Here is a 26,586-nt window from a genome sequence, read left to right as displayed (position 1 = left end):
CCTGACCCCATGCCGAACTCAGAAGTGAAACGCCGTAGCGCCGATGGTAGTGTGGGGTCTCCCCATGTGAGAGTAGGGAACTGCCAGGCATCAAATTAAGTAGCAAGCCGGTGCATTAATCCGGTGGTTACAGAAGTATTCGGTGGAGCGGTAGTTCAGTCGGTTAGAATACCTGCCTGTCACGCAGGGGGTCGCGGGTTCGAGTCCCGTCCGTTCCGCCACTTATTAAGACATTAAGCCTGCCCTTTCGGCAGGCTTAATGGCAAAAACTTTAGGGGCGTAGCTCAGTTGGTAGAGCACCGGTCTCCAAAACCGGGTGTCGCGAGTTCGAGTCTCTCCGCCCCTGCCATATAGAATCCTTTGCTTCGGCAAAGGATTTTTTTTTGCCTGCAAAACAGCTCAACACCTTCCTGAAGAATAAGCAGCCTGCGTTTCCGCAGGCTTTTGCGTTAATCCAGTATGCTGGTTTTTAACAGATCTTTTATCTGCGACTGCTTATCGCTGTTTTGCAGCCAAATGGCATACAGCGGCCTGGAGAGAGTTGTCGAATCGGTGACAACATGGAGTGCGGGTTTATTATCCGCCCAGCGAACAGGTAACCATGTACAGCCTTTCAATGCGGGAAGATGCTGGCATGCGATCTCCGCAGAGCTTGTCGTGAGTTGCGGGATATCATCGCTGGCAATTAACCCCGTCTCGTGCTGCTGAAAATCAGGCCCCCATTCCAGGCGTAAATAATTCAGGTCGGCCTTCATCATTGCAGGCTCGGATGCATAGAGCGCCAGGCTAAACTGTCCAACAATCTGGCTGCTAAATTCGTCCATCTTGGGCGCTTCTGTGGTGATCAGGAGATCAAGCTGCCGCTCGTGGAGTTGCTTAACCAGCGACTGGCGTTGCGCAATCCTCGCCTCAAATTGCAGATGGTTGTGTGAGCGATATAGCCGCATAAGCCACTGGCTGAGCATGCATTCCCATAGTGAAGCGCTGGCACCGATCGAGAATTCATTATGCCGGGAGGTGTGCGCAACCTCCTTCCGCGCTGCCTGCCAGGTATTCATCAGGGTTTCTGCATAAGGCAATAGCTTTTCACCGGCCGGGGTTAAACGAATATTGTTGCGATGGCGGGTAAAAAGGTTCACACCCAATTGATTTTCCAGCTGTCGAATACGAAAACTGACTGCTGACTGCGTCAGGTAGAGGGCTTCAGCTGCTCGCCCAAAGTGTCGCGTTCTGCTCACTTCGAGGAAAGTTTTTAGCAATTCCGTATCCACATCTTTCTCCGCAAAATTATTTGTCGTTATGATTTAAATGTTTTGTTTTACACTCTGTCAAGCGTAACTAATACTCCGCGCCATAAATAGCTCGGCCAAAGAATTAGGAGCGTGTAGGATGGCGGAAAGCTTTACGACGACTAATCGTTTTTTCGACAATAAACATTATCCGCGCGGGTTCTCTCGTCACGGCGATTTCACTATCAAAGAAGCTCAACTTCTTGAGCGCCATGGTTATGCCTTTAACGAGCTGGATCTGGGTAAACGTGAACCGGCAACCGAAGATGAAAAACAGTTTGTCTCTGTTTGCCGTGGTGAGCGTGAGCCGCAATCTGATGCAGAACGTGTATGGATCAAGTATATGGCTCGCATTAAGCGTCCTAAGCGTTTCCATACGCTGTCTGGCGGCAAGCCGCAGATGGAAGGTGCAGAAGACTACACCGAGTCTGACGATTAAGAAGAGAAGGGGCTACGGCCCCTTTTTTTTTACGCCAGCATTTTTTGCAGATGCAACAGCAGCCGATCGATCGCACGGTAACTTAATGCCTCCTGCAAATGCCGCCTCTCTATTCCGGGGCAGCCCTCCACGTCGGCGACCGTGCGCGCAACTTTCAACAAACGCTGCCACGCGCGAATGGATAGCCCAAACCGCGTCAGTGTCTCTTCCAGCCAGCCCGCATCTTCAGCGTTGAGAGAACAAAACTGTCGGATCCCGCTGTTATCCAGCCGGGCATTCAGCCTGTTCTGACGAACATACTGCCGCGCCTGCGCCGCAATAACCCGTTCACGCACAGTTGCTGAGCTTTCGCCCTTAATACCGGTTTGCCTCAGCAGACCGGGCGGTGGCAGGGGGATCTCGAGAGATAAATCAAAACGGTCGAGGAAGGGGCCGGACAGCTTACTTAGATAGCGCAGCGTCTGCTCCGGCGTACAGCGGTTATGATTGCCCTGATAATGACCCGTAGGGCTAGGGTTCATCGCGGCGACCAGCTGAAACTGCGCAGGGTAGCTTATTTTGGCCCGTGTACGAGACAAATGGATTTCGCCGGATTCAATCGGCTCCCGCAATGCATCCAGCACGCGGCGTTCAAACTCTGGCAATTCATCCAGAAACAGAATGCCGTTGTGCGCCAGTGAGATTTCACCCGGCCCGGGGATCGAACCCCCGCCCACCATCGCGGTAAGAGACGCACTGTGGTGTGGAGAGCGGAAGGGACGGCGGCGCCACTGTTTATGCAGCGACGTAGAACTGACCAGGCTAAATATCGCGGCGCTTTCCAGCGCTTCGTGATTATTGAGGGGTGGCAACAGGCCGCTCAATCTGCTCGCCAGCATCGTTTTCCCCGTGCCTGGCGGACCTATCAGTAACAGGTTATGCCCACCCGCGGCCGTTATCTCTAACGCTCGTTTACCCTGTTCCTGACCCATAATATCGCTGAGATCCTCGGGCGAATCTGGCGCCACCTCGTCATTCTCCTGCGGCTCGGCAAGCTCGTGTCGGCCTTCCAGCCAGGCGCAAACCTCCTGCAAATGTCCCGCGACAAGACATCCCTTTTCGGCGATAAGGCTTACTTCAGAGGCATTTTCATTGGCCACAATGATTTGTCTTCCCGCGCGTATGGCTTCAAGCGCACCCGAGATTGCTCCGGGAACGCCTCTTAACGCGCCTGTAAGCGCTAATTCACCCACGAACTCGCACGAGCTTAGCCCTGGCGTATTGAGCTGTTCAGAAGCCGCGAGAAGCGCTATAGCAATAGGTAAATCATATCGCCCTCCCTCCTTTGGCAAATCGGCGGGCGCAAGGTTGATGGTGATCTTCTTCGCCGGAAAAGCATAACCGCTATTAATAATTGCGCTGCGCACGCGATCCCTCGCCTCTTTAACGGTCGTTTCTGGTAAGCCGACCAGCGTCAGTCCGGGCAGTCCATTACTTAAATGAACCTCTACAGAAATAAGCGGTGCCTTCACGCCGATGGCCGCGCGTGTATAAACAACTGACAGTGACATAAGCCCTCCTTGGCGGTGACTATGCCAGCATCATTTTTTCCTGTTTAGCGCTAATTCACTGAATTACGGCGCTCGTTCCAGCCTTTTAGCGCCTAAATGTAATCATTACATGTCGGTGGAATCGGCCTCGCAGAAAAGGAATCATGCGCGCCTTGCCTGATGAAACAGGACAAAAAAAATGAAAAATCTTCATTTCTATTTTTTCCCTATATAAAACAACGATTTTGAAAGAAATAGTTCGCCTGCTACAGAAACAGGTCATAAAAAAATCTTGTGTCAGATGAAATATCTGTGGTAACTCTTTAGGTATTCCTTCGAACAAGATGCAAAAAGAACTGAAAATGACAGCCCTTCTACGAGTGATTAGCCTGGTCGTGATTAGCGTGGTGGTGATTATTATCCCACCGTGCGGGGCTGCACTTGGACGAGGAAAGGCTTAGAAATCAAGCCTTAACGAACTAAGACCCCCGCACCGAAAGGTCCGGGGGTTTTTTTATGACTAAAAAACGGAAATGAGGAGCAGAGAATGACAAGTAGCACAAAATTCTGTTTCTCCCGATTTATGACGGGGAACTAACTATGAATGGGGCACAGTGGGTAGTACATGCGTTGCGCGCGCAGGGAGTCGAGACAGTATTCGGTTATCCGGGTGGCGCAATTATGCCGATTTACGATGCACTGTATGACGGCGGCGTGGAGCACCTGTTGTGCCGACACGAGCAGGGCGCAGCGATGGCCGCCATCGGTTATGCCCGTGCCACCGGTAAAACCGGTGTCTGTATGGCGACCTCAGGTCCGGGCGCAACGAACCTGATCACCGGTCTGGCTGATGCACTGCTGGATTCTGTTCCCGTTGTTGCCATCACCGGACAGGTTGCCTCTCCGTTCATCGGCACCGATGCCTTCCAGGAAGTGGATGTGCTCGGTTTATCGCTAGCCTGCACCAAACACAGCTTCCTCGTTCAGTCTCTCGAAGAGCTGCCGCGGGTGATGGCCGAAGCGTTCGAGGTTGCCAGCTCTGGCCGTCCTGGCCCGGTTCTGGTTGATATCCCGAAAGATATCCAGGTTGCACTCGGCGATCTGGAACCGCATTTCTCTACCGTGAAAAGCGATGATGCGTTCCCGCATGCACAGGTGGAAGAGGCGCGTCAGATGATGGTGCAGGCCAAACAACCGATGCTGTACGTTGGTGGTGGCGTAGGTATGGCGCAGGCGGTTCCTGCCCTGCGCGAATTTATCGCGGCAACGCAAATGCCTGCCACCTGCACGCTGAAAGGGTTGGGTGCGGTAGATGCTGATTACCCCTACTATCTGGGCATGCTGGGGATGCATGGTACCAAAGCGGCAAACCTGGCGGTGCAGGAGTGTGACCTGCTCATCGCCGTCGGCGCCCGTTTTGACGACCGCGTCACCGGCAAGCTGAACACCTTCGCGCCAAACGCCAAAGTGATCCATATGGACATCGACCCGGCGGAGATGAACAAACTGCGTCAGGCGCATGTCGCGTTGCAGGGCGATCTTAACGCGCTGTTACCGGCCCTGGAGCAGCCGCTGGATATTAACCCATGGCGTCAGCACACCGCCGATATGCGCGCTGAACACGCCTGGCGTTACGACCACCCCGGCGAGGCCATCTACGCGCCGCTGCTATTGAAGCAGTTGTCCGACCGTAAGCCCGCCGACAGCGTGGTGACGACCGATGTCGGCCAGCATCAGATGTGGTCTGCCCAGCACATGACCTACACCCGTCCGGAAAACTTCATCACGTCCAGCGGGTTAGGGACGATGGGCTTCGGTCTGCCAGCCGCCGTTGGTGCACAGGTTGCCCGCCCGAACGATACCGTTATCTGTATCTCCGGTGACGGCTCCTTCATGATGAACGTTCAGGAGCTCGGCACCGTGAAGCGCAAGCAGTTACCGCTGAAGATCGTGTTGCTCGATAACCAGCGTTTAGGGATGGTTCGCCAGTGGCAACAGCTGTTCTTCCAGGAACGTTACAGTGAAACCACCCTGACCGATAACCCCGATTTCCTCACCCTGGCCAGCGCCTTCGGCATTCCTGGCCAGCACATCACCCGTAAAAACCAGGTTGAAGCGGCACTCGACACTATGCTGTCAAGCGAAGGGCCATACCTGCTTCATGTCTCAATCGATGAGCTTGAGAACGTCTGGCCGTTGGTACCGCCCGGTGCCAGTAACTCACAAATGCTGGAGAAATTATCATGATGCAACATCAGGTCGCCGTGCAGGCTCGCTTCAACCCGGAAACGTTAGAACGCGTTTTGCGCGTGGTTCGCCACCGTGGCTTTCAGATTTGCTCTGTGAATATGGAAACGGCTACCGACGCACAGAACATCAGTATCGAATTAACCGTTGCCAGCCCGCGGCCGGTCGACTTACTGTTTAGTCAGTTATCAAAACTGGTAGACGTTGCCCATGTTGCCATCTGCCAGAGCACAACCACATCACAACAAATCCGCGCTTAAGCGTGACAGGACGAAAAAATGACGACAAAAAAAGCTGATTATATTTGGTTCAATGGTGAGATGGTTCGCTGGGAAGACGCGAAAGTTCACGTGATGTCCCACGCGCTGCACTACGGCACCTCCGTGTTTGAAGGGATCCGTTGCTACGACTCTCACAAAGGACCAGTGGTGTTCCGCCACCGTGAACACATGCAGCGTCTGCATGACTCAGCCAAAATTTATCGTTTCCCGGTCTCCCAAAGCGTTGATGAGTTGATGGAAGCCTGCCGCGAGGTGATTCGCCAGAACAAACTGACCAGCGCCTATATTCGTCCGCTGGTCTTCGTGGGTGATGTCGGCATGGGCGTCAACCCGCCCGCTGGCTATAACACCGATGTGATTATTGCTGCGTTCCCGTGGGGCGCCTACCTGGGCGCGGAAGCACTGGATCAGGGGATCGACGCAATGGTTTCTTCCTGGAACCGCGTGGCGCCAAACACTATCCCGACTGCGGCTAAAGCGGGCGGTAACTACCTGTCCTCACTGCTGGTCGGCAGCGAAGCGCGCCGTCACGGTTACCAGGAAGGTATCGCGCTGGATGTGAATGGCTACATCTCCGAAGGTGCGGGCGAAAACCTGTTTGAAGTAAAAGACGGCATTCTGTTCACCCCGCCGTTTACCTCGTCCGCGCTGCCAGGCATCACCCGTGACGCCATCATCAAGCTGGCAAAAGATCTGGGTATCGAAGTGCGCGAGCAGGTGCTGTCCCGCGAATCCCTGTACCTGGCTGACGAAGTGTTTATGTCCGGTACCGCGGCTGAAATTACGCCGGTGCGTAGCGTCGATGGCATTCAGGTGGGCGAAGGCCGCTGTGGCCCGGTGACCAAACGCATTCAGCAAGCGTTCTTTGGCCTCTTCACCGGCGAGACAGAAGATAAATACGGCTGGTTGGATCAGGTTAATCACTAAATATAAATTTGGGACGGCACGCACCGTCCCATTAAATAGTCAGACGGGAGTAAATAAAGCATGCCTAAGTATCGTTCAGCCACCACCACCCACGGCCGTAACATGGCCGGTGCCCGCGCGCTGTGGCGCGCCACCGGAATGACCGACGCCGATTTCGGCAAGCCAATTATCGCCGTGGTGAACTCCTTCACCCAGTTTGTGCCGGGCCACGTGCACCTGCGCGATCTCGGTAAGCTGGTTGCCGAGCAAATCGAAGCCTCCGGCGGCGTGGCGAAAGAGTTCAACACCATTGCGGTGGATGACGGTATCGCAATGGGCCACGGGGGGATGCTCTATTCGCTGCCGTCGCGCGAGCTGATCGCCGACTCGGTGGAGTATATGGTTAACGCCCACTGCGCCGATGCGATGGTCTGTATCTCCAACTGCGACAAAATCACCCCGGGGATGCTGATGGCCTCCCTGCGTCTGAACATTCCGGTGATCTTCGTTTCCGGCGGCCCGATGGAAGCGGGGAAAACCAAGCTTTCCGACAAAATCATCAAGCTCGACCTGGTCGATGCGATGATCCAGGGCGCGGACCCGAAAGTCTCTGACGAGCAGAGCGACCAGGTGGAACGCTCCGCGTGCCCGACCTGCGGCTCCTGTTCCGGGATGTTCACCGCCAACTCCATGAACTGCCTGACCGAAGCGCTGGGCCTTTCTCAGCCGGGCAACGGCTCGCTGCTGGCGACCCACGCCGACCGTAAACAGCTGTTCCTTAACGCGGGCAAGCGCATCGTTGAGCTGACCAAACGCTACTACGAGCAGGACGATGCCAGCGCGCTGCCGCGCAACATCGCCAGTAAAGCGGCGTTCGAAAACGCCATGACGCTGGATATCGCCATGGGCGGCTCCACCAACACCGTTCTCCACCTGCTGGCCGCCGCGCAGGAAGCTGAAATCGACTTCACCATGAGCGACATCGACAAGCTCTCCCGCAAAGTGCCGCAGCTGTGTAAAGTCGCGCCGAGTACCCAGAAGTACCACATGGAAGATGTCCACCGTGCGGGTGGCGTGATTGGTATTCTCGGCGAGCTGGATCGCGCCGGGCTGCTTAACCGCGACGTGAAAAACGTGCTCGGCCTGACGCTGCCGGAGTCGCTGGAGCAGTACGACGTGATGCTGACCAAAGACGACGCGGTGAAAAACATGTATCGCGCCGGTCCGGCGGGCATCCGTACCACCCAGGCGTTCTCGCAGGATTGCCGTTGGGACACGCTTGATGACGATCGCGCCGAAGGCTGCATTCGCTCGCTGGAACATGCCTATAGCAAAGACGGCGGCCTGGCCGTGCTGTACGGTAACTTTGCGGAAAATGGCTGTATCGTGAAAACCGCTGGCGTGGACGACAGCATCCTGAAATTCACCGGTCCGGCAAAAGTGTATGAAAGCCAGGACGAGGCGGTAGACGCCATCCTCGGCGGCAAAGTGGTGGAAGGCGACGTGGTGGTCATTCGCTACGAAGGACCGAAAGGCGGTCCCGGCATGCAGGAGATGCTCTACCCGACCACCTTCCTGAAATCGATGGGCCTCGGCAAAGCCTGCGCGCTGATCACCGATGGTCGTTTCTCCGGCGGCACGTCTGGTCTCTCCATCGGCCACGTCTCCCCGGAAGCGGCAAGCGGCGGCAATATCGCGATCATCGAAGATGGCGATCTGATTGAAATCGACATTCCAAACCGCGGCATTCAGCTGAAGTTGAGCGACCAGGAGATTGCGGGCCGTCGTGAAGCGCAGGAAGCCCGCGGCGACAAAGCCTGGACGCCGAAAGATCGCCAGCGCGAAGTCTCCTTCGCCCTGCGCGCCTACGCGAGCCTTGCAACCAGTGCAGATAAAGGCGCGGTGCGCGATAAATCTAAACTGGGGGGCTAACGATGGCCGAGTCACAACCCTTATCCGCCGCCCCTGAGGGGGCGGAATACCTGAGAGCGGTGCTACGCGCGCCGGTCTATGAAGCCGTGCAGGTCACGCCCCTGCAAAAAATGGAAAAACTCTCTTCGCGCCTCGACAACGTCATCCTGGTGAAGCGTGAAGACAGGCAGCCGGTGCACAGCTTCAAGCTGCGCGGAGCCTACGCGATGATGGCCGGGCTGACCGACGAGCAGAAAGCGCGCGGCGTGATTACCGCGTCGGCGGGCAACCACGCGCAGGGCGTGGCGTTTTCCTCGGCGCGTCTGGGGCTGAAGGCGCTGATCGTGATGCCGGTTGCTACCGCCGATATCAAGGTCGACGCGGTGCGCGGTTTCGGCGGAGAAGTCTTGCTCCACGGGGCTAACTTTGACGAAGCCAAAGCCAAAGCGATTGAGCTGGCGCAGCAGCAGGGGTTCACCTGGGTGCCGCCGTTCGACCACCCGATGGTGATTGCCGGGCAGGGTACGCTGGCGCTGGAGCTGTTGCAGCAGGACGCCCATCTCGACCGCGTTTTCGTCCCGGTGGGTGGCGGCGGCTTAGCCGCTGGTGTGGCGGTGCTGATCAAACAGCTCATGCCGCAGATCAAAGTCATTGCCGTGGAAGCGGAAGACTCCGCCTGCCTGAAAGCGGCGCTGGATGCCGGGCATCCTGTGGATCTGCCGCGCGTCGGGCTGTTTGCCGAGGGCGTGGCGGTGAAGCGCATTGGCGACGAAACGTTCCGCCTGTGCCAGGAGTATCTCGACGATATCGTCACCGTCGACAGCGACGCTATCTGCGCGGCGATGAAAGATCTGTTCGAAGACGTGCGTGCGGTGGCGGAACCCTCCGGCGCGCTGGCGCTGGCGGGGATGAAGAAATACATCGCCCAGCACAACATTCGCGGCGAGCGTCTGGCGCACGTGCTTTCCGGCGCCAATGTGAACTTCCACGGCCTGCGCTACGTGTCCGAACGCTGTGAGCTGGGCGAGCAGCGTGAAGCCCTGCTGGCGGTGACCATTCCGGAAGAGAAGGGCAGCTTCCTGAAGTTCTGCCAGCTGCTGGGCGGCCGTTCGGTAACAGAGTTCAACTACCGCTTTGCCGATGCCAAAGATGCCTGCATTTTTGTCGGCGTGCGTCTGAGCCGTGGCGTGGAGGAGCGCAAAGAGATCCTCAGCCTGCTGCACGACGGCGGCTACAGCGTGGTCGATCTCTCTGACGATGAGATGGCGAAGCTGCACGTGCGTTACATGGTCGGCGGCCGTCCTTCCAAGCCGCTCCAGGAACGCCTGTTCAGCTTCGAGTTCCCGGAATCACCGGGCGCGCTGCTCAAGTTCCTGCACACGCTCGGCACGCACTGGAACATCTCCCTGTTCCACTACCGCAGCCACGGCACCGACTACGGGCGCGTGCTGGCGGCGTTCGAACTGGGCGAGCACGAGCCGGATTTCGAAACGCGCCTGAACGAACTGGGCTATGAATGTCATGACGAAACCCATAACCCGGCTTTCAGGTTCTTTCTGGCTGGTTAGTGGTTCGGCAATATCGTCCAGAACGCATCAATAAGCGGCTCATGCAGCCGCTTTTTTTGTGCGCACACGCCCAGCTCAAACGGCGTCTTCTCGTCGCTGCGCTCCAGAATCATCACGCGGTTGCGCACCGGTTCCGGGCTGTTTTCCAGCACCACTTCCGGCAGCAGCGCCACGCCGCAGCCAAGCGCCACCATCGACACCATCGCCTCATGGCCGCTGACGGTAGCGTAAATCGACGGGTTGCTGATTTTCTGACGGCGGAACCACAGCTCGATGCGGCGGCGCACCGGCCCCTGATCGGCCATGATAAACGGCACCGTCGACCAGTCCGGTTTCTCCACCGAGACCTGGTTGCGCACCGGGCAGGGCAGCGCCGGGGCAATCAGCACCACCGCCAGATTCTCCAGCATCGAGAACGCCACCGCCCCCGGCAGGGTTTCCGGTTTCCCGGCAATCGCGAGATCCGCTTCGCCCGTGACCACTTTTTCCATCGCGTCGGCGGCATCGCCGGTGGTGAGCTTAATTTCAACCGACGGATGTTCCGCGCGGAAGCGGTCAAGAATGGGGGGAAGATGGCTGTAGGCAGCGGTCACGGAACAGAAAATATGCAGCTCGCCGGAAAGCGACGGCCCCTGCTGGTCGATGGTGTGCCGCAGCTGCTGATACTGCAACAAGGTTTGCTGGGCAAAGATGCGCAGCTCTTCGCCGGCTTCCGTGAGGGTGACGGTGCGGTTATCGCGCACGAACAGCGGCTGGCCGAGGTCTTCCTCAAGGCGCTGGATCTGGCGCGAAAGCGTGGACGGGCTGACGTGCATCGCCCGGGCGCTGCGGCCAAAGTGACGGCTTTCCGCCAGGTGCAGGAACATTTTCAGATCGCGTAAATCCACCGATTCCACTCCCTCTTTTTACATTGCATAAATTGCAATGTGACGTTGTGAATATATCAATTTCCGCAATAAATTTCCTGTTGTAATGTGGGTACATTGTCGCTGAAAGGCGAACCGAACAATAAGACACACAACATCACGAGGTATCACCCATGGCTAACTACTTTAATACACTGAACTTGCGCCAGCAGCTGGCGCAGCTGGGCAAATGCCGCTTCATGGCGCGCGATGAATTTGCTGATGGCGCGAGCTACCTTCAGGGTAAAAAAGTGGTCATTGTCGGCTGTGGCGCACAGGGTCTGAACCAGGGCCTGAACATGCGTGACTCCGGGCTGGATATCTCCTACGCCCTGCGCAAAGAAGCGATTGCCGAGAAGCGCGCTTCATGGCGTAAAGCGACCGAAAACGGCTTCAAAGTAGGTACCTACGAAGAGCTGATCCCGCAGGCGGATCTGGTGGTGAACCTGACGCCGGACAAGCAGCACTCTGACGTTGTGCGTTCCGTACAGCCGCTGATGAAAGACGGCGCCGCGCTGGGTTACTCCCACGGCTTCAACATCGTTGAAGTGGGCGAGCAGATCCGTAAAGACATCACCGTGGTGATGGTGGCACCGAAGTGCCCGGGCACCGAAGTGCGTGAAGAGTACAAACGTGGCTTCGGCGTACCGACGCTGATCGCCGTTCACCCGGAAAACGATCCGAAAGGCGAAGGCATGGCGATTGCCAAAGCCTGGGCAGCGGCCACCGGCGGCCATCGTGCGGGCGTACTGGAATCTTCCTTCGTTGCGGAAGTGAAATCTGACCTGATGGGCGAGCAGACTATCCTGTGCGGCATGCTCCAGGCTGGCTCTCTGCTGTGCTTCGACAAGCTGGTGGAGGAAGGCACCGATCCGGCATACGCGGAAAAACTGATTCAGTTCGGCTGGGAAACCATCACCGAAGCGCTGAAGCAGGGCGGCATTACGCTGATGATGGACCGTCTGTCCAACCCGGCAAAACTGCGCGCGTTCGCACTCTCTGAACAGCTGAAAACCATCATGGCGCCGCTGTTCCAGAAACATATGGACGACATCATCTCCGGCGAGTTCTCCTCCGGCATGATGGCAGACTGGGCGAACGACGATAAGAAACTGCTGACCTGGCGTGAAGAGACCGGTAAAACCGCGTTCGAAACCGCACCACAGTACGACGGCAAGATCACCGAGCAGGAGTACTTCGATAAAGGCGTCCTGATGATTGCGATGGTGAAAGCAGGCGTTGAGCTGGCGTTCGAAACTATGGTGGATTCCGGCATCATTGAAGAGTCTGCGTACTACGAATCGCTGCACGAGCTGCCGCTGATCGCAAACACCATCGCCCGTAAGCGTCTGTATGAGATGAACGTGGTGATCTCCGATACCGCCGAGTACGGTAACTACCTGTTCTCTTACGCCTGCGTACCGCTGCTGAAAGAGTTCATGACCACCCTGCAAGCGGGCGATCTGGGCCAGGCGATTGCGGAAGGTGCGGTTGATAACGCGCAGCTGCGTGACGTTAACGAAGCGATCCGCAGCCACGAAATCGAGAAAGTGGGCCAGAAACTGCGTGGCTACATGACCGATATGAAACGTATCGCGGTAGCAGGCTAAACACGATGAATCGGGTGGCGCAAGCCACCCGAACTGTTTTAGTTACGCAGTATCGCGCCGGGATAACCCAGCTGGCGCCACACCTCATACACCACCACTGACACCGCATTCGACAGGTTCATGCTGCGGCTGTCCGGCATCATCGGAATACGAATTTTCTGCTCGGCTGGCAGGGCATCCAGAATGGTGGCCGGCAGGCCGCGGGTTTCCGGACCAAACATCAGATAATCCCCGTCCTGATAGCTTACGGCGCTGTGCGCTGGCGTACCTTTGGTGGTCAGGGCGAACATGCGCTGCGGCTTCTCTGCGTCCAGAAACGCGGCGTAATCGTGATGACGAACGACGGCAGTAAACTCATGGTAGTCCAGCCCCGCGCGGCGCAGACGTTTGTCGTCCCACGTAAAGCCCATCGGCTCAATGATGTGCAGACGAAAACCGGTGTTGGCGCACAGGCGGATAATATTGCCGGTGTTCGGCGGAATTTCTGGTTCGAATAAGACGATGTTAAGCATGCTGCCCCCTTAATTGCGGGGGCAGAATAGCAGAAAAGAGAGGGACTAGGCGACGCCCGGCTCCTGCGCGCGGCTATACAGCATTTTGTAGACGGTTGCCGCCGCGGCCACGAGAGCAGGCACGCTGAGGATCATTAAAATACTGTCTGCCTGCCACTGCATGGAAAGAAGCTGGGCGCTGGTCATGGTGCCCGCCACGCCGCCGAAGCGGCCGATCCCCTGCATCCAGGCGATACCCGTCGCGCGGCACTCGGTAGGGTAAAAGGTGGCGGCCAGGGTCTGCATGCCCGACTGCGCGCCGTTCATCGCGATCCCCATCAGGAAAATTAACCCGCCAAACAGGGCGATATGGTTATGCTCAATGCCGAGTAAAAGAATCAGGCCCATCGTCAGCACGAAACCACACGCGACCACCTTGTGCGCTTCCCAGCGATCCATCATCCAGCCCGCGAGCAAAATGCCAGCGGTGCCGCCGAAGGTGAACAGCGAGGTGAGCCAGGCGGATTCCGCCAGCGCATACCCCATCCCCTGCATCAGCGTCGGCATCCAGCTCAGCAGGACGTAATAAATCACCAGTCCCATAAAGTAGGTGACCCACAGCATCAGGGTGCCGGGTAGCCAGGGCATGGAAAACAGCGGCGACACGCTGCCTTTTTTCGACGCGACTTTCTCCTCTGTCAGGAAAAAGCCCGTGACGCTATCCAGCGTGCTGCGGGCGAACCGGCTGGCGATGCGGCGAACCTGGGCGATGTCTTTCCCGCGCTGCACCAGAAACTTCACCGACTCCGGCAACAGCAGCGCCAGCAGCACCGTTAAAATCAGCGGCGCAATCGCGCCGGTCAGCAGCACGCTTCGCCAGCCATGGTGAGGGATAAGCCAGGACGAGATCGCCCCGCCGCCCGCCGCACCCAGCGGAAAGCCGCAGTACATGGTGTTAATTGCCATGGCGCGGCAGCGCTGGGGGGCAAACTCTGAGATCAGCGTGATGGCGTTAGGCATCGCGGCGCCCAGCCCGAGACCGGTCAGAAATCGCCATAGCGTCAGGGTATTCAGACTTTGCGCCCAGGCCGTGCCCAGGCTCGCCAGGCCGAAGAACAGACACGAAAAGACCAGCACGCGCTTGCGTCCCATCCGGTCCGATACCGGACCTGCAATCAGGGCTCCCAGCGACAGCCCCAGCAGCGCCGCACTCAGCACCGGCCCCAGATCCTGTTTATGTATTCCCCACTCCGTCGACAGCGTAGGCGCAATGTAACCCATCGCTGCGGTATCAAACCCATCGATCGCCAGCACCAGAAAGCCCAGCACAATAAGAAGCCAGTGAAACCCTGAAAAGGGACTTTCATCGATCACCTGCTGAATATCCACCCGACCTGAATACGTCATACGTTCCCCTCCGATGTGATGTTGTTTTTGTGTTCTTGTATTTGCTTGTCTATACAATTGCGGAGGGGCGGGGTGTGTCAAATTTTCTTATCAAGAATGTTACGCAGGTGTTATTTTCGACAAAAAAAGCGCCCGAGGGGAAAGTCGGGCGCGGAAGAAGGGGAGGCTAACCGGGGGAGATCAGGCCGCGTTTCCCTGAGAAAGAGGGGCCAGCGCCGCAGGCAGCTTACTGAGCTCCTGCACCAGCGAGTCTTTGTTGATTTCGCTAATCGACTTCGCCCCGGTCAGGGTCATCGCTACTTTCATCTCTTTCTCGATCAGGTTCAGCAGATTCGCCACGCCCGCCTGGCCGCTGGTGGCCAGCGCGTACAGGTAAGCACGGCCCAGCAGCACGCTGTCGGCGCCGAGCGCAATCATGCGCACCACGTCCAGCCCGTTACGGATGCCGCTATCGGCCAGGATCGCAATATCGCCTTTCACCGCATCGGCAATGGCCGGCAGGGCGCGGGCGGAGGAGAGCACCCCATCAAGCTGGCGGCCACCATGGTTAGAGACCACGATCCCATCGGCGCCAAAACGCACCGCGTCGCGGGCATCTTCCGGGTCGAGGATCCCTTTGATCACCATCGGGCCGTCCCAGAATTCGCGGATCCACTCCAGGTCTTTCCAGGAGATCGACGGATCGAAATTGTTCGCCAGCCAGCCAATGTAGTCCTCCAGCCCGGTCGGTTTACCCAGGTAGGCCGAAATATTGCCCAGATCGTGCGGACGGCCGTTCAACCCGACATCCCACGCCCACTGCGGGTGCGTCACCGCCTGCCAGTAACGGCGCAGGGCCGCGTTAGGGCCGCTCATGCCGGAGTGGGCGTCGCGGTAGCGCGCGCCGGGGGTCGGCATGTCGACGGTAAAGACCAGGGTTGAGCAGCCCGCCGCTTTGGCGCGCTCCAGCGCGTTGCGCATAAAACCGCGATCGCGCAGGACGTACAGCTGGAACCACATCGGGCGCTTGATGGTCGGGGCGACTTCTTCAATCGGGCAGACGGACACGGTGGAAAGGGTAAACGGAATGCCTTTGGCATCTGCGGCGGCGGCGGCCTGCACTTCACCGCGACGGGCATACATGCCACATAAACCGACAGGTGCGAGCGCTACCGGCATGGAGAGCGTCTCGTTAAACAGCTTCGTCTCAAGGCTCAGGTCAGACATATTTTTCAGCACGCGCTGGCGCAGGGCCACTTCCGACAGATCCTCCACGTTACGGCGCAGGGTATATTCGGCATACGCCCCGCCGTCGATATAGTGGAACAGGAACGGGGGCAAAATGCGCTGCGCCGCGGCGCGATAGTCACTGGCTGCTGAAATAATCATGCTTTGTTCTCCCTGGAAATATCACTCTCGCCAGGCAGACGGGTAATACGCGCCTGTCGGGCCTGATCTTCATCGAATCGTTTAATGGTGGTATGCACGAAGCCGAGATGCGCCATCATCGCCTTGCGCGCGGCTTCGGCATCTCCGGCCAGAATGGCGTTGAGCACCGCCTCGTGCTGTTCGGTCAGCTGGGCAAACACCGGCGGCACCAGATACATGCGCTGGCGGCTCTGCTTGACGGAGGATTGCAGCAGGTCGAAGAACCCGCGCATGGTTTGCAGCAGCACCACGTTGTGCGAGGCCTCGGCAATCGCCAGATGGAACCGCACGTCCGCCTGGGAGGCGATGTCCGGGTCGCTGCTTTGCGTGGCTTCAAAACAGGCTTTGAGCTTCTCTTTGTCGGCGTCGGTTGCCCGCATCGCCGCGTGCCACGCGGTGCTGGTTTCGATGGCGTGACGCGCTTCGAGGATGTCGAAGCTGTAGTCCGGGTCGTTTTCCATCAGCGTCTTCAGCGGCTGCACGATGTTTTGTTCGGACCAGTCGTCATGCTGCCAGCGCACGAAGGTGCCGCCGCCGCGACGGCTCAGCAGCACCCCTTCACTAACCAGCGTCGCCAGCGCCTCGCGCAGTGAGTTGCGCGACACGCCAAGCTGAGCGGCAAGCTGACGCTCGGCGGGCAATCTCATGCCCGCTTCCAGCTGTTGTTCTTCTATCAGCGCCCGTACGCGAGTGGCAATCTCGTCGGACAGGCGTCTGGGCATCACTATCATGGAATCATCCAGGTTAAGACATAGGCCTGCAATGTGGTGATCACGCCCACCATGCAGGTAAATATCAGGCTGTGTTTAACGGTAAAGCGGAACAGATCCGACTCTTTGCCTACCAGCCCCACCGCAGCACAGGCAATGGCGATGGACTGCGGTGAGATCATCTTCCCGGTCACGCCGCCGGTGGTGTTCGCAGCGACCAGCAGCACGTCCGAGACGCCAATCTGCTGCGCGGCCGTGGCCTGTAGGGCAGCAAACAGGGCGTTAGATGACGTATCTGAACCGGTCAGGAACACCCCCAGCCAGCCGAGGAACGGCGAGAAGAAGGTAAACGCGTGGCCGGTATGCGCCAGCGCTAACGCCAGCGTCGACGACAGGCCGGAGTAATTCGAAATAAACGCGAACGCCAGCACCATGCCGATGGAGTAAATCGGCAGCATCAGCTCTTTAATCGTCGCCGCAAAGGTCTGTACCGCGGCGGCAGGCTTCATGCGCAGCCACACAACGGAAAGGATAGCGGCAAACAGGATGGCCGTACCGGTGGCTGAGAACCAGTCGAACTTAAACACTGCCGCATACGGCGTGGCGTCGTGCACCACCGGCGGCATACGGGCGACCATTTTGTCGAGGAACGGCACGGAGATATTAATCACCATGTCGTACAGCGCGCCGCCCGGGGCGAACAGGGCTTTAAACGGCGGAATGCTCCACAGCGTCACGGTGGCGGTCAGGAACAGGAACGGTGACCACGCGCGCACAATCTGTCCGGCGGTATAGCCGGTGCGCGCCAGCGTCTGATCCACGTGCGATGCGCCCATGTCAGCAAAGCGGAAGATACGTACCGGCTGCCAGCGTTTCAGGAACAGCGTCAGGCAGACCAGCGACACCAGGGAAGAGATGATGTCCGGCAGTTCCGGGCCGAGGAAGTTGGAGCTGAGATACTGGGCAATGGCGAACGAACCGCCCGCTACCATCACCGCAGGCCAGGTCTCCTTCACGCCGCGCCAGCCGTCCATAATCGCCATGATCCAGAACAGCACGATAATGGTCAGGAACGGCAGCTGGCGGCCCACCATCTGGCCGATCTCGAAGCTGTCCAGCCCGGTCACCTGGCCCGCCACCAGAATCGGAATGCCCATCGCGCCAAACGCCACCGGGGCGGTGTTCACAATCAGGCACAGGCCAGCGGCATACAGCGGATTAAAGCCCAGCCCGACCAGCAGAGCGGCGGTGATCGCCACCGGCGCGCCAAATCCTGCCGCCCCTTCAAGGAACGCCCCGAAGGAGAAACCGACAATCAGCATCTGTAAACGCTGGTCCGGTGTAATAGAGAGAATCGACGAGCGAATAATGTCGAACTGCCCGGTTTTCACCGAGATTTTGTAGACAAAGACGGCGGCGATGATGATCCACGCAATCGGCCACAGGCCGTAGAAGAAACCATACACCACGGAGGCCAGCGCGCGATCGACCGGCATTTTATAGAAGAACAGCGCCACCAGCAGGGCGATGGCAACGGTGTACGTTGCGGCAAGGTAGCCCTTCAGCTTGAGCTTTATCAGCGCAAAGAAGAAGAACAGGATCGGTAGCGATGCGATCAGGCTCGACAGCCAGATATTCCCGGCCGGATCGTAGTTTTGTTGCCAGAGGCTCATGCAGGTCTCCTGAGGACCACACGGGTGTTCGTCGGGTGAGTCTCTGCTCATCTCAGCGTCACACTTAGTGTAAAAGTGGTCCTTCCAATATTGTGATGTAGGGTTAATGGCAATAAATGGTTAACCAAGTGTTGCTATTCAGCAATGCTTTTGTGAAGTGGAGCATCGAAACTGTGAACGATGGATAGCTTTACGCATGATTGGTAGGACCAAAACCGCAAGTTCAACTCACCGCGTGCGTTGGGAGCGGTAGTCAGGTGGAGGGCATTACATTCGCCTTTTGAGCAGATACGGCGCGTAAAAGAGGTTGAATAAAATGGGTATGTGATAATATTGCGTGAATCAAATGAGGTTTGTTTGTTTTATTTATGTTTTTGAAAATCTGTATATGTGTGATCAGAGTGATATATTTCCAATAAATAAAAAATTTTTTTGGTTAAAAATGCGAAATCGAAGCTGTAGCAAAAAATTTTAATTAAGGTAAATTTCACATATAGATTTTAACAGTGTATTACAAACGATCAATTGCTGATCGATAAGGAAATATCCTGTTTAACCGTGATTTTTCAGGATAAAGTGAAAGAATTTTTTGCTGAAGTGACATTTTTTGGCTAATAATATTCTGAAATAAATTGATCAAACAATGATCAGTTAACTCTCTTGTAATTTAGTTGCGGTATTAAAAGCAGATTAATAATTATTAGGGCAATGGAAAGGGGTTAAATTTGTTAGCTGAGTGTTAATTTCAGAATATTTACAAGCGCGGCGTATTACTTTTCAATACGTAGACGTTAAAAGGCATTTGATTTACTATTTATTCAGAAGCAACGTAACAGAAGATTTTAAATTTATTACTAACCACAACGTATTCAGTGTTATTTTCGGCCAGAAGTCATTCCTCAGTTGAAGGATATCTGTGTATGGCCTTCTGAAAATATACGGATTATCACCATGGGATGGACCCTGCTTTATTCTATAAGGTCGCGTCACCCATTCTGCTAAAACCCTTTCGGTGGCGTTTTTAAATCCTTATAGCGGTTATTGTACCTGGTACAACAAGTCTATATCTGTTTAATTTACAGAGGGGAAAGTGTTCCAAATGAAAATCAAAAATGTGGCGCTGGCGATTGCCGCGGCGGGGCTGCTGTTATCTTCTCAATCGGTACTGGCAAGCAGTGATTCTGGCGTTAATGCTTCTCTGGATACCGGTGCGGGTTCGCAAAGTACGGGCGGGGTGATCAATTTTACCGGGAAGATTACCCTTATTTCCTGTGATATTACTCCGGCCTCTAAAAACAAAACGGTAGACCTTGGGGCGTGGGCAAAAAGCTACTTTGACGATCACAACGAAACGACGCCGCGCGAGTTCAAAATCAACGTGGAAAACTGCCCGGAGACGGTTGAATCGGTTGCGGTACTGTTTGACGGAACCAAAGATACGGTGAATGACACACTGCTTCAGGTTACGCCAGGTGAAGGTATGGCGACGGGTGTCGGCGTGAAGCTTTATAACAGCGATCGCAGCACCGCGATTAAACCGGGTACGGTATCTGAAACAACCGCACCGGATGATGAAGGCAATGCTGAATTAACTTTCTATGCCGCACTTGACAAAGATGGCACAGAAATCAACGCCGGCGATGTTAACGCCGTATCCAACTTCCTGATGGTTTATAACTGATTTCACTGTCAGCCACCTCCAGAGATAATAATGATGAAACGTTTATCGTATATTATGCTCACTGCATTAATGGTTAGTTCTGCGTCAGTTTCCGCTGGCGTTGTAATGGGGGGAACACGGATCGTATACCCACAACACAGCAAGGAGGTGGCATTTTCTGTTTCTAATATGGAAAGTGCGGTTCCCTATCTTATTCAGTCGTGGGTTGAAGGGGATGGGCAGGGTAAAAATAACGCTGCGCCATTTATTGTCACGCCACCTCTGTTCAGACTTGATCCGGAGCAGACCAACACGCTGCGTATTCAATATACCGGCGCTCCGCTGCCCACAGATCGTGAATCTGTATTCTGGCTCGATATTAAAGCGATTGCGCCAAAGCCAAAAGAGAGCAGCAACGAATTACAAGTTAACGTTAAATCGAAATTTAAAATTTTCTACCGCCCGGACAATCTGAAAGGGGACGCTGCAACTGCCTGGCAGAAAATAACGTTTTCGCGGACGGGAAAAGGGCTTAAGGCCGCTAACCTGACGCCATACTACGTCTCTTTTTATCGGCTGACCGTTGGCGGGCATAAAATTGAGCAGCCGGGCATGATCGGTCCAGGGGAAACCCGTGAATGGCCTGTGTCCGCCTCCGGGGGCGTAAGCTGGTCGGCTATTAATGATTTTGGTGCCATCACCGCCACCCACACCCAGCCTCTTTAAGATCATGCCTTTTCGCCTGTTTCGTTACGCGCCGCTTTCAGTGTTGCTGCTTAGCTTCAGCCGTGCGGGGATGGCCGAGGATTACTTTGATCCCGCCGCGCTGGAGCTTTCCTCTACTGAACAGAAAACGGCGGATCTGCACTATTTCTCTGAAAAGGGCGGGCAGATGCCAGGCACCTGGCTCGTGACGCTGGAGATTAACGGACGCGAGGAGCGGCATCAGGAGATCACCTTCGTCAATGAGAAAGGCAGCCTGCAACCCGTTTTTAGCGTATCGCTGCTGGAAGCGCTTGGAGTAAATGTAGGGGCCATTCCTGCATTCTCCCGGTTGCAGGAGGGAGAAACGTTCACGCACCTCGAGGATTTTATTCCGGCAGCGCGAACCTCCTATGATTTCAACCAACAGCGCCTTTTTCTCAACCTGCCGCAGGCGGCGATGAAACACCGCAGCCGTGGCTACGTGCCGCAGTCGCAGTGGGACGATGGTATCCCGGCGGCATTTACTGATTACAGTCTGTCGGGCGGTCAGGCCCGTCATCAGAGCGGGGTCACGACATCCAGCTATCTGAGCCTGCGTAACGGCATCAATCTGGGGGCGTGGCGGTTGCGCAACACTTCGGCCTGGAGCCACAGCGACGCGGGCGGCAACCATTTTCAGTCGCAAAGTAGCTGGCTGATCCGGGATATTCGCCGTCTTAACAGCCAGCTACGGATCGGCGATGCCTGGACCGCAGGCGACGTCTTCGATAGCGTGGCGTTTCGCGGGGTTCAGCTCTCGTCCAGCGAGAGCATGTTACCCGACAGCCAGCGCGGCTTCGCACCAACCATCCGCGGCGTTGCACACAGCTTCGCTAAAGTCTCCGTTTCGCAAAATGGCTATGTGATCTATGAAACCTGGGTGGCCGCCGGGCCATTTATCATTAACGATCTGTTCCCCGGCGCACAAAGCGGCGATCTACAGGTTACGGTCACGGAAAGTGACGGCTCAACGCGCGTCTTTACCCAACCCTATTCTGCGGTGCCGTTTATGCGACGCCAGGGCAGCCTGAAATACAGTCTCAACGCCGGACGATTTCACTCCGGCTCCGGCGATGCGCGTTCGCCTGAGTTTGTTGAAGGCGCTTTTTTCTACGGTCTGCTCTCCATGATGACGGTGTATGGCGGCTTTCGTACGGCGAGCAACTACCAGGCCGGTGCAATTGGCATAGGCAGAGGGTTTGGCGCATTTGGCTCGCTGGGCATTGACGATACGCTGGCAAAAAGCCATTTACCCGACGGCAAAAACGCGATAGGGCAGGCGTGGCGCATTCAGTATCAGAAAGATTTCAGCGCTACCGGCACCGCCTTCAACCTGGCGAGTTATCGCTATGCCTCGCGCAATTACTATGAATTTAGTGAACTGAATCAGTCTGACAGCCAACAGCTGCAACTCAATAATCGCCGTAGCCGCTCGCAGGTCACCTTTTCACAGACGCTGGGTCAGTTCGGCAGCCTCAGCGTCTCGGCATGGATGCAGGATTACTGGCATACGTCCGGGCAGGATAAAACCATCCACATTGGCTGGTACACCAGCTGGCGGGGCATTTCCTGGGGCGCGGGATATGACTACACCGACTCAGCGCGTGAGCAGCATCCCGATCGCACCGTGTCGTTTAACGTCAATGTTCCGCTTGGCCACTGGTTACCGGACAGCTCGGTCAGTTACTTCATCAACCACAACAATCGTGGAATGACCACGCAGCAGATGTCTCTCAACGGCAGCGCGCTGGCGAATCGCAACCTTAATTACAGCGTTCAGCAGAGTAAGGCCAGCGAGGGACAAGCCGACAGTACCAGCCTGGCGCTGCAATACAACGGTGGCTACGGCAACGTCAGCCTCGGTTATGACCACAGCCGAAGCGGTAGCAACGCGAGCCTCGGACTCGCCGGAGGCGTTATCGCCACGCAGTATGGCGTCACGCTTAGCGAGCCGCTGGGCGATACCGTCGCCCTGCTGCGCGTGCCCGGTGCGGCGAACGTTGAGCCGGAGGGTTACAACGGGATCCATACCGACAGCCGCGGCTATGCGGTCATGCCAACGCTCTCGGCGTATCGCAAAAATACCGTCAGCCTTGATACGGCGACGCTGGGTGAGAACGTCGACGTTGAGCAGAGCGGTCTGACGCTCATTCCCACCAGCGGCGCGGTGGTGCTGGCCAATTACAAAACCCACATTGGTTATCGCGTTCTGTTTTCCCTGCGCTACCACGGTGAACCGTTGCCGTTTGGCGCGCAGGCTGAAGTGGTGGAGCAGAACCGCCATTCTGCAAACCGAAGCATGGTCGCTGACGGCGGTCAGGCCTACCTGAGCGGAGTACCCGAGCGCGGCACCCTGCGCGTCACCTGGTATGAAAACGGGGAGCAGCAGCAATGCCAGACACCTTTCAGACTGGGGAAAGCTCATATGGCCCCCGGCATCGCTACGCTGTCTCTTGAGTGCCACTAGAGGAATATCATGCGTCACTTTATTCACTGGTTTTTCTATCTGAGCCTTCTTTCGCTTTTTGGCATGCTGAGTTTTCATGCCCATGCCCAGACTTCAACCTGCCGCACCACGCGCGATCAGTGGGTCGTTCAGGTGCCTTATGCCATTGGGTATGCGCCCGGCACGTCTGACTGGACGCCGATATCTGCGCCGATACAGTCTACCGGGGCGGATTTCTACAGCTGTGATGGCGGGAATGACGCCTGGCGTAGTATCGGCTTTGTCGACATGGATAACCCCGTCGGCACCGTGGTGGGTGAAGACGGCGCGTCACGTCACGTCTATAAAACTCAGATCGACGGCATCGGCTACGCGCTGGGGTTCCGGGAACAGCAGTACTGCGGCGCCGATGCGGTACGCTATATTGACGGCACAAGTCAGGTGAATGGCAACGAGTCCCGGCGTATCTGCGATGCCTCACAGAATCCTGCCTTTGCCAGCGCCCCAACGTATAAATTGCAGTTCTGGGTGGTGTTTTACAAAATCCCGACGACCAGCCCCATGCCTGACGATAACGCCAACTCCCAGGAGCAAAATGTCGGATCGCTGATATTGCAGGCGGGAGAAAATCAAGCCAGCGCCACCAACGTGGCGACACCAGTACAGATTCATCTCGCCAGCTTCACCGTCAGGCGTACCAGCTGTTCAGTGGGCTCTCGCAGCATTCTTGTTCCCATGGGGAGCGTGAGCCAGCGTGAATTTCACGGCATCGGCTCCCGCGCCGGGGGCGGACGCTTCAGCATTCCGGTGACTTGCGAAAATAACACGGCGGTTAAGATGGGTTTCTTTGGCGATACCACGCCGGGCAACGATCGGGCGCTGGCGTTGACGAAGCAGGAGGATAGCGCCAGCGGTGTCGGGATCGAACTGTTTTACGGTGACAATACCGGTTCGGTTCAGGGGCAGGTGGTACCGTGGAACACCCCGCAGGTGTCAGCGCTTGGGCAAGTAGGGGATAACCAGACGCAAACCTTCTGGTTTGATGCGCATTACATTCAGACGGAAGCGAACGTGACGGCGGGAAAAGCGGATGCGATGGCCACGTTTAACCTGATTTACAACTGAGTTTCCCCTGCCGCAGCGGCAGGGGAGGACGATCAGAACGCGGTCTTACAAAAACCCGTCATCTCTTTCAGGCCCATTTCGCGGCCAAGCTCAGTCATCGGGTGCACCACCACCAGGCCACGGACGCTTTTCTTCAGCTTGCCCATGTCGGCCTGCTCTTTTTTGGTGATCGCGCGGCGATGCGGCATGTTCATCAGCTTCTGCGCTTCTTTACTCAGCTTCTGGCCTTTCACTTCGCGCAGGCGTTCAATTTCCGCCTCCAGCTTCACGGACTCTTTTTCCAGCTCGGCATATTTCTCGGCGGAATCAACAAGGGAGAGGCCGGCCATCTGATGGCGGATCATATCCAGACGGTCGCTCAGGCGTTTAATTTCGTTCTTTTCGACTTCTTTCATGACAAATAACTCTGAAAACGGGGAATTTACAGGGAAGGATACACCAATGTGTGCGGGCTTACTTCTGAAACGCTTTTTTTAAGCTGATTTTAGAAATCAGCTCAGTCAGGGAAAGCACCATGGTGGAGCGGACAACCTGTTGATAACGCAGCTTTTGCATCGCGTACAGCTCTGGGTCGCTGTTATCAAACTGAGGTGCGGGAGGGAGCGCGGATACGCAGTGCAGTTCGCCGAAGGGCCCCAGTATCTCATCATCGGTAAAGGTGTACTCATTGCCGTCATGATTGAGCTCTTCGCGCAGCGCCATTAACAGCTCGGCGTCTTCATACTCCTGACGGTTCAGCACGCCGAGACCGTAAATCAGCTTCAGCCGTACCGACAAATCGCCCAGCGGTCCGTCTCCGTCCAGTAACGGTTCTACAGCATACTTTACCGCGTAGTCGTCTTTGCGAAACACCTGAAGCACCAGAATGTTTACCGCCTCGGTTAACAGCTCGACGGCGGTAATCAGGAAACTTCGTACGGTTTTGCCAGCATTCAGACGCTCAAGCACACGATTTTCAAAGGCCTGGGTTTGTTCCATTATTGCCTGCATATCTGACAATCTGTTATTCGGGCGCAGGCTCACCTGCGCCGGACTCTGCATCATTTGGTTGCGTTGTATGCGCTGACCGCCTCCGCAACTACGTCACTGTTGGCATCCAGACCGGAGATCTGCGCCAGCGCAGCCTGCGCGCCTTTGTCATCAATCAGCTGAGCCAGCTCAATTGCCTGCGGGTCCTGCTCGCTGCGGTAGTGCATTGCGGCAGCGATTCCCTTCACCAGGTTAGCGTGCGGCAGGCCGTATTCCAGCGTGCCCAGCAGCGGTTTAATCAGGCGATCGCCCGCGCTCAGTTTACGCAGCGGCTGACGACCCACGCGCTCAACGTCATCTTTCAGATACGGGTTTTCAAAACGACCGAGGATTTTCTGGATGTATGCTGCGTGTTTATCAGCATCAAAACCGTAGCGTTTGATCAGCACCGCGCCGCTCTCTTCCATTGCCCCTTTGACCACCGCACGGATGTTCTCATCGAGGATCGCGTCACGAATGGTCTGATGACCGGCCAATTTTCCGAGGTACGCGGTTATAGCATGCCCGGTGTTCAGCGTGAAGAGTTTACGTTCGACAAATGCCATCAGGTTATCGGTTAATTCCATTCCCGGAATGGTCGGCAGCGCGCCCTTAAACTGGGTTTTATCAACGATCCACTCGCTGAAGGTTTCCACGGTCACTTCCAGCGGGTCGTTGGTGGCGGATGCTGACGGCGGAACGATGCGATCCACGGCGGAATCAACAAAACCTACGTGCGCTTCAACCCAGGCTTTATCTTCGTCGGCGACGGCCGCAAGAACGTGGCCTTTCAGCTGCGTGGTGCCGCGCACCATGTTTTCACAGGCGATGATGTTCAGCGGCGTTTCAACGCCCTGTGCTTTACGCTTCGCCAGGCCTTTCGCGACCGCCGGGGCGATACGCTCAAGCACTACCGGACCCACGGCTGTGGTGACCAGATCAACGCTGGCAATAAGATCGATAACATCGTCGCCAATGCTGCTTACCGCGTTGACGCCAGAGACCGTTTCAACCTGTTCGTTTTCACCCACCACGTGAACCTGATAGCTATGACGGGCATTCAGGGCATCCAGAACCACCTGATTCACATCGGCGAATGTCAGGGTAATGCCCGCGTCTGCCAGCAGTTTACCGATAAAGCCACGACCAATATTACCTGCGCCAAAATGTAATGCTTTCATAGTGTTAACCTTCATCAATGTTTTTACCCGAGAGGGCTGGGGTGAGGAA

Annotated in this window: 24 protein-coding genes, 2 tRNA genes and 1 rRNA gene; 16 read left to right on the top strand and 11 right to left on the bottom strand. The window is 56.4% G+C overall.

Annotation, left to right across the window (positions count from 1 at the left end):
• The 3 genes from rrf to SK53_RS20160 form a co-directional block, all read left to right on the top strand.
• A 5S ribosomal RNA gene (gene rrf, locus SK53_RS20170) occupies positions 1 to 89 on the top strand; the annotation flags it as partial.
• Between the two features lie 55 nt (positions 90 to 144).
• Positions 145 to 221 (top strand) — tRNA-Asp (locus SK53_RS20165).
• Between the two features lie 52 nt (positions 222 to 273).
• Positions 274 to 349: transfer RNA gene (locus SK53_RS20160), tRNA-Trp, on the top strand.
• Positions 350 to 449: 100 nt separating this feature from the next.
• Here the strand turns inward: SK53_RS20160 and hdfR are convergent.
• Positions 450 to 1,271 carry an HTH-type transcriptional regulator HdfR gene (hdfR, locus tag SK53_RS20155; RefSeq protein ID WP_003860190.1) on the bottom strand — a complete coding sequence of 274 codons (822 nt, stop codon included), beginning with the start codon at positions 1,269 to 1,271 and terminating at the stop codon, positions 450 to 452.
• 118 nt (positions 1,272 to 1,389) lie between these two features.
• On the opposite strand from hdfR, the gene SK53_RS20150 reads away from it, so the two are divergent.
• Positions 1,390 to 1,728, top strand: coding sequence for a MaoP family protein (locus SK53_RS20150; RefSeq protein WP_006808641.1), 339 nt, complete (start codon positions 1,390 to 1,392; stop codon positions 1,726 to 1,728).
• 29 nt (positions 1,729 to 1,757) lie between these two features.
• On the opposite strand, the gene SK53_RS20145 is transcribed toward SK53_RS20150, so the two are convergent.
• Positions 1,758 to 3,278, bottom strand: a complete 1,521-nt coding sequence (locus SK53_RS20145; RefSeq protein ID WP_045337103.1) for a YifB family Mg chelatase-like AAA ATPase — start codon at positions 3,276 to 3,278, stop codon at positions 1,758 to 1,760.
• A 341-nt stretch (positions 3,279 to 3,619) separates the two neighbouring features.
• Here SK53_RS20145 and ilvL point away from each other — a divergent pair, with 341 nt between their 5' ends.
• The 7 genes from ilvL to ilvA all read left to right on the top strand — a co-directional run bounded on the left by ilvL (position 3,620) and on the right by ilvA (position 10,170).
• Positions 3,620 to 3,718: an ilv operon leader peptide gene (gene ilvL, locus SK53_RS23035; protein WP_001311244.1), complete on the top strand. Its 99-nt coding sequence runs from the start codon at positions 3,620 to 3,622 to the stop codon at positions 3,716 to 3,718.
• Positions 3,719 to 3,804: 86 nt separating this feature from the next.
• The gene (gene ilvX / locus SK53_RS23845; RefSeq protein WP_192930497.1) at positions 3,805 to 3,855 is read left to right on the top strand and encodes a peptide IlvX; all 51 of its coding nucleotides are present in this window, start codon (positions 3,805 to 3,807) and stop codon (positions 3,853 to 3,855) included.
• A gap of 2 nt (positions 3,856 to 3,857) precedes the next feature.
• Positions 3,858 to 5,504, top strand: coding sequence for an acetolactate synthase 2 catalytic subunit (gene ilvG / locus SK53_RS20140; protein ID WP_048209925.1), 1,647 nt, complete (start codon positions 3,858 to 3,860; stop codon positions 5,502 to 5,504).
• Positions 5,501 to 5,764, top strand: a complete 264-nt coding sequence (ilvM, locus tag SK53_RS20135) for an acetolactate synthase 2 small subunit (RefSeq protein ID WP_045346813.1) — start codon at positions 5,501 to 5,503, stop codon at positions 5,762 to 5,764. Before ilvG ends, ilvM begins: the two co-directional genes overlap by 4 nt.
• 18 nt (positions 5,765 to 5,782) lie before the next feature.
• Positions 5,783 to 6,712 carry a branched-chain-amino-acid transaminase gene (gene ilvE, locus SK53_RS20130; protein ID WP_003860182.1) on the top strand — a complete coding sequence of 310 codons (930 nt, stop codon included), beginning with the start codon at positions 5,783 to 5,785 and terminating at the stop codon, positions 6,710 to 6,712.
• 60 nt (positions 6,713 to 6,772) lie between these two features.
• Entirely contained in the window at positions 6,773 to 8,623 is a 1,851-nt protein-coding gene (ilvD, locus tag SK53_RS20125) for a dihydroxy-acid dehydratase (RefSeq protein WP_032608561.1), read from the top strand.
• A gap of 2 nt (positions 8,624 to 8,625) precedes the next feature.
• Entirely contained in the window at positions 8,626 to 10,170 is a 1,545-nt protein-coding gene (ilvA, locus tag SK53_RS20120) for a threonine ammonia-lyase, biosynthetic (RefSeq protein ID WP_032660750.1), read from the top strand.
• On the opposite strand, the gene ilvY is transcribed toward ilvA, so the two are convergent.
• The gene (gene ilvY / locus SK53_RS20115; RefSeq protein WP_022652050.1) at positions 10,167 to 11,057 is read right to left on the bottom strand and encodes an HTH-type transcriptional activator IlvY; all 891 of its coding nucleotides are present in this window, start codon (positions 11,055 to 11,057) and stop codon (positions 10,167 to 10,169) included. The two genes, ilvA and ilvY, sit on opposite strands and share 4 nt — an antisense overlap.
• A gap of 152 nt (positions 11,058 to 11,209) precedes the next feature.
• Here ilvY and ilvC point away from each other — a divergent pair, with 152 nt between their 5' ends.
• Positions 11,210 to 12,685 carry a ketol-acid reductoisomerase gene (gene ilvC / locus SK53_RS20110; protein WP_006808634.1) on the top strand — a complete coding sequence of 492 codons (1,476 nt, stop codon included), beginning with the start codon at positions 11,210 to 11,212 and terminating at the stop codon, positions 12,683 to 12,685.
• A gap of 38 nt (positions 12,686 to 12,723) precedes the next feature.
• Here ilvC and trmL read toward each other — a convergent pair whose 3' ends face one another.
• The 5 genes from trmL to lldP all read right to left on the bottom strand — a co-directional run bounded on the left by trmL (position 12,724) and on the right by lldP (position 18,373).
• The gene (gene trmL, locus SK53_RS20105; RefSeq protein WP_048209924.1) at positions 12,724 to 13,197 is read right to left on the bottom strand and encodes a tRNA (uridine(34)/cytosine(34)/5-carboxymethylaminomethyluridine(34)-2'-O)-methyltransferase TrmL; all 474 of its coding nucleotides are present in this window, start codon (positions 13,195 to 13,197) and stop codon (positions 12,724 to 12,726) included.
• Between the two features lie 45 nt (positions 13,198 to 13,242).
• Complete coding sequence (locus SK53_RS20100) at positions 13,243 to 14,583, bottom strand: MFS transporter (protein ID WP_045350923.1); 1,341 nt, start codon at positions 14,581 to 14,583, stop codon at positions 13,243 to 13,245.
• A gap of 180 nt (positions 14,584 to 14,763) precedes the next feature.
• On the bottom strand, positions 14,764 to 15,951 hold the full coding sequence (gene lldD / locus SK53_RS20095; RefSeq protein WP_032665644.1) for a quinone-dependent L-lactate dehydrogenase: 1,188 nt from the start codon (positions 15,949 to 15,951) through the stop codon (positions 14,764 to 14,766).
• Positions 15,948 to 16,721, bottom strand: coding sequence for a transcriptional regulator LldR (gene lldR / locus SK53_RS20090; protein ID WP_006808630.1), 774 nt, complete (start codon positions 16,719 to 16,721; stop codon positions 15,948 to 15,950). The genes lldD and lldR overlap by 4 nt, the downstream gene beginning before the upstream one ends.
• Complete coding sequence (gene lldP, locus SK53_RS20085) at positions 16,718 to 18,373, bottom strand: L-lactate permease (RefSeq protein ID WP_003860175.1); 1,656 nt, start codon at positions 18,371 to 18,373, stop codon at positions 16,718 to 16,720. Before lldP ends, lldR begins: the two co-directional genes overlap by 4 nt.
• A gap of 1,099 nt (positions 18,374 to 19,472) precedes the next feature.
• Between lldP and SK53_RS20080 the strand changes: the two genes are divergently transcribed.
• From SK53_RS20080 to SK53_RS20065, 4 genes are read left to right on the top strand one after another with little or no spacing between them, the layout of a single operon-like run.
• Positions 19,473 to 20,054 (top strand): fimbrial protein, encoded by a 582-nt coding sequence (locus SK53_RS20080; protein ID WP_003860173.1) that lies wholly within the window; start codon positions 19,473 to 19,475, stop codon positions 20,052 to 20,054.
• A 30-nt stretch (positions 20,055 to 20,084) separates the two neighbouring features.
• Positions 20,085 to 20,759 (top strand): fimbrial biogenesis chaperone, encoded by a 675-nt coding sequence (locus SK53_RS20075; RefSeq protein WP_048209923.1) that lies wholly within the window; start codon positions 20,085 to 20,087, stop codon positions 20,757 to 20,759.
• Between the two features lie 4 nt (positions 20,760 to 20,763).
• Positions 20,764 to 23,244, top strand: a complete 2,481-nt coding sequence (locus SK53_RS20070; RefSeq protein ID WP_053070170.1) for a fimbria/pilus outer membrane usher protein — start codon at positions 20,764 to 20,766, stop codon at positions 23,242 to 23,244.
• A 9-nt stretch (positions 23,245 to 23,253) separates the two neighbouring features.
• The gene (locus tag SK53_RS20065; protein ID WP_048209922.1) at positions 23,254 to 24,348 is read left to right on the top strand and encodes a fimbrial protein; all 1,095 of its coding nucleotides are present in this window, start codon (positions 23,254 to 23,256) and stop codon (positions 24,346 to 24,348) included.
• A 32-nt stretch (positions 24,349 to 24,380) separates the two neighbouring features.
• Here SK53_RS20065 and SK53_RS20060 read toward each other — a convergent pair whose 3' ends face one another.
• Genes SK53_RS20060 through mtlD form a run of 3 tightly spaced genes read right to left on the bottom strand, consistent with a single transcriptional unit; the run spans position 24,381 to position 26,537 of the window.
• Positions 24,381 to 24,743, bottom strand: coding sequence for a YibL family ribosome-associated protein (locus SK53_RS20060; RefSeq protein ID WP_022652042.1), 363 nt, complete (start codon positions 24,741 to 24,743; stop codon positions 24,381 to 24,383).
• A 58-nt stretch (positions 24,744 to 24,801) separates the two neighbouring features.
• A complete protein-coding gene (gene mtlR / locus SK53_RS20055) occupies positions 24,802 to 25,392 on the bottom strand; it encodes a mannitol operon repressor MtlR (RefSeq protein WP_023315021.1) in 591 nt (196 codons plus the stop codon).
• Complete coding sequence (gene mtlD, locus SK53_RS20050) at positions 25,389 to 26,537, bottom strand: mannitol-1-phosphate 5-dehydrogenase (RefSeq protein ID WP_017382581.1); 1,149 nt, start codon at positions 26,535 to 26,537, stop codon at positions 25,389 to 25,391. Before mtlD ends, mtlR begins: the two co-directional genes overlap by 4 nt.
• Positions 26,538 to 26,586 lie beyond the last annotated feature (49 nt).

Source organism: Enterobacter sp. MGH119, from assembly GCF_001037675.1.
GTDB classification, from domain to species: Bacteria; Pseudomonadota; Gammaproteobacteria; order Enterobacterales; family Enterobacteriaceae; genus Enterobacter; species Enterobacter hormaechei_C.
This window is presented reverse-complemented; position numbering and strand designations above follow the sequence as displayed.

What these genes read in the sequence shown, in the direction of transcription:
- SK53_RS20150 (WP_006808641.1), top strand. Translation starts at nt 1,390, where the DNA reads ATGGCGGAAAGCTTTACGACGACTAATCGTTTTTTCGACAATAAACAT.
- SK53_RS20145 (WP_045337103.1), bottom strand. Translation starts at nt 3,278, where the DNA reads ATGTCACTGTCAGTTGTTTATACACGCGCGGCCATCGGCGTGAAGGCA.
- ilvL (WP_001311244.1), top strand. Translation starts at nt 3,620, where the DNA reads ATGACAGCCCTTCTACGAGTGATTAGCCTGGTCGTGATTAGCGTGGTG.
- ilvG (WP_048209925.1), top strand. Translation starts at nt 3,858, where the DNA reads ATGAATGGGGCACAGTGGGTAGTACATGCGTTGCGCGCGCAGGGAGTC.
- ilvM (WP_045346813.1), top strand. Translation starts at nt 5,501, where the DNA reads ATGATGCAACATCAGGTCGCCGTGCAGGCTCGCTTCAACCCGGAAACG.
- ilvE (WP_003860182.1), top strand. Translation starts at nt 5,783, where the DNA reads ATGACGACAAAAAAAGCTGATTATATTTGGTTCAATGGTGAGATGGTT.
- ilvD (WP_032608561.1), top strand. Translation starts at nt 6,773, where the DNA reads ATGCCTAAGTATCGTTCAGCCACCACCACCCACGGCCGTAACATGGCC.
- ilvA (WP_032660750.1), top strand. Translation starts at nt 8,626, where the DNA reads ATGGCCGAGTCACAACCCTTATCCGCCGCCCCTGAGGGGGCGGAATAC.
- ilvC (WP_006808634.1), top strand. Translation starts at nt 11,210, where the DNA reads ATGGCTAACTACTTTAATACACTGAACTTGCGCCAGCAGCTGGCGCAG.
- trmL (WP_048209924.1), bottom strand. Translation starts at nt 13,197, where the DNA reads ATGCTTAACATCGTCTTATTCGAACCAGAAATTCCGCCGAACACCGGC.
- SK53_RS20100 (WP_045350923.1), bottom strand. Translation starts at nt 14,583, where the DNA reads ATGACGTATTCAGGTCGGGTGGATATTCAGCAGGTGATCGATGAAAGT.
- lldD (WP_032665644.1), bottom strand. Translation starts at nt 15,951, where the DNA reads ATGATTATTTCAGCAGCCAGTGACTATCGCGCCGCGGCGCAGCGCATT.
- lldR (WP_006808630.1), bottom strand. Translation starts at nt 16,721, where the DNA reads ATGATAGTGATGCCCAGACGCCTGTCCGACGAGATTGCCACTCGCGTA.
- lldP (WP_003860175.1), bottom strand. Translation starts at nt 18,373, where the DNA reads ATGAGCCTCTGGCAACAAAACTACGATCCGGCCGGGAATATCTGGCTG.
- SK53_RS20080 (WP_003860173.1), top strand. Translation starts at nt 19,473, where the DNA reads ATGAAAATCAAAAATGTGGCGCTGGCGATTGCCGCGGCGGGGCTGCTG.
- SK53_RS20075 (WP_048209923.1), top strand. Translation starts at nt 20,085, where the DNA reads ATGATGAAACGTTTATCGTATATTATGCTCACTGCATTAATGGTTAGT.
- SK53_RS20070 (WP_053070170.1), top strand. Translation starts at nt 20,764, where the DNA reads ATGCCTTTTCGCCTGTTTCGTTACGCGCCGCTTTCAGTGTTGCTGCTT.
- SK53_RS20065 (WP_048209922.1), top strand. Translation starts at nt 23,254, where the DNA reads ATGCGTCACTTTATTCACTGGTTTTTCTATCTGAGCCTTCTTTCGCTT.
- SK53_RS20060 (WP_022652042.1), bottom strand. Translation starts at nt 24,743, where the DNA reads ATGAAAGAAGTCGAAAAGAACGAAATTAAACGCCTGAGCGACCGTCTG.
- mtlR (WP_023315021.1), bottom strand. Translation starts at nt 25,392, where the DNA reads ATGATGCAGAGTCCGGCGCAGGTGAGCCTGCGCCCGAATAACAGATTG.
- mtlD (WP_017382581.1), bottom strand. Translation starts at nt 26,537, where the DNA reads ATGAAAGCATTACATTTTGGCGCAGGTAATATTGGTCGTGGCTTTATC.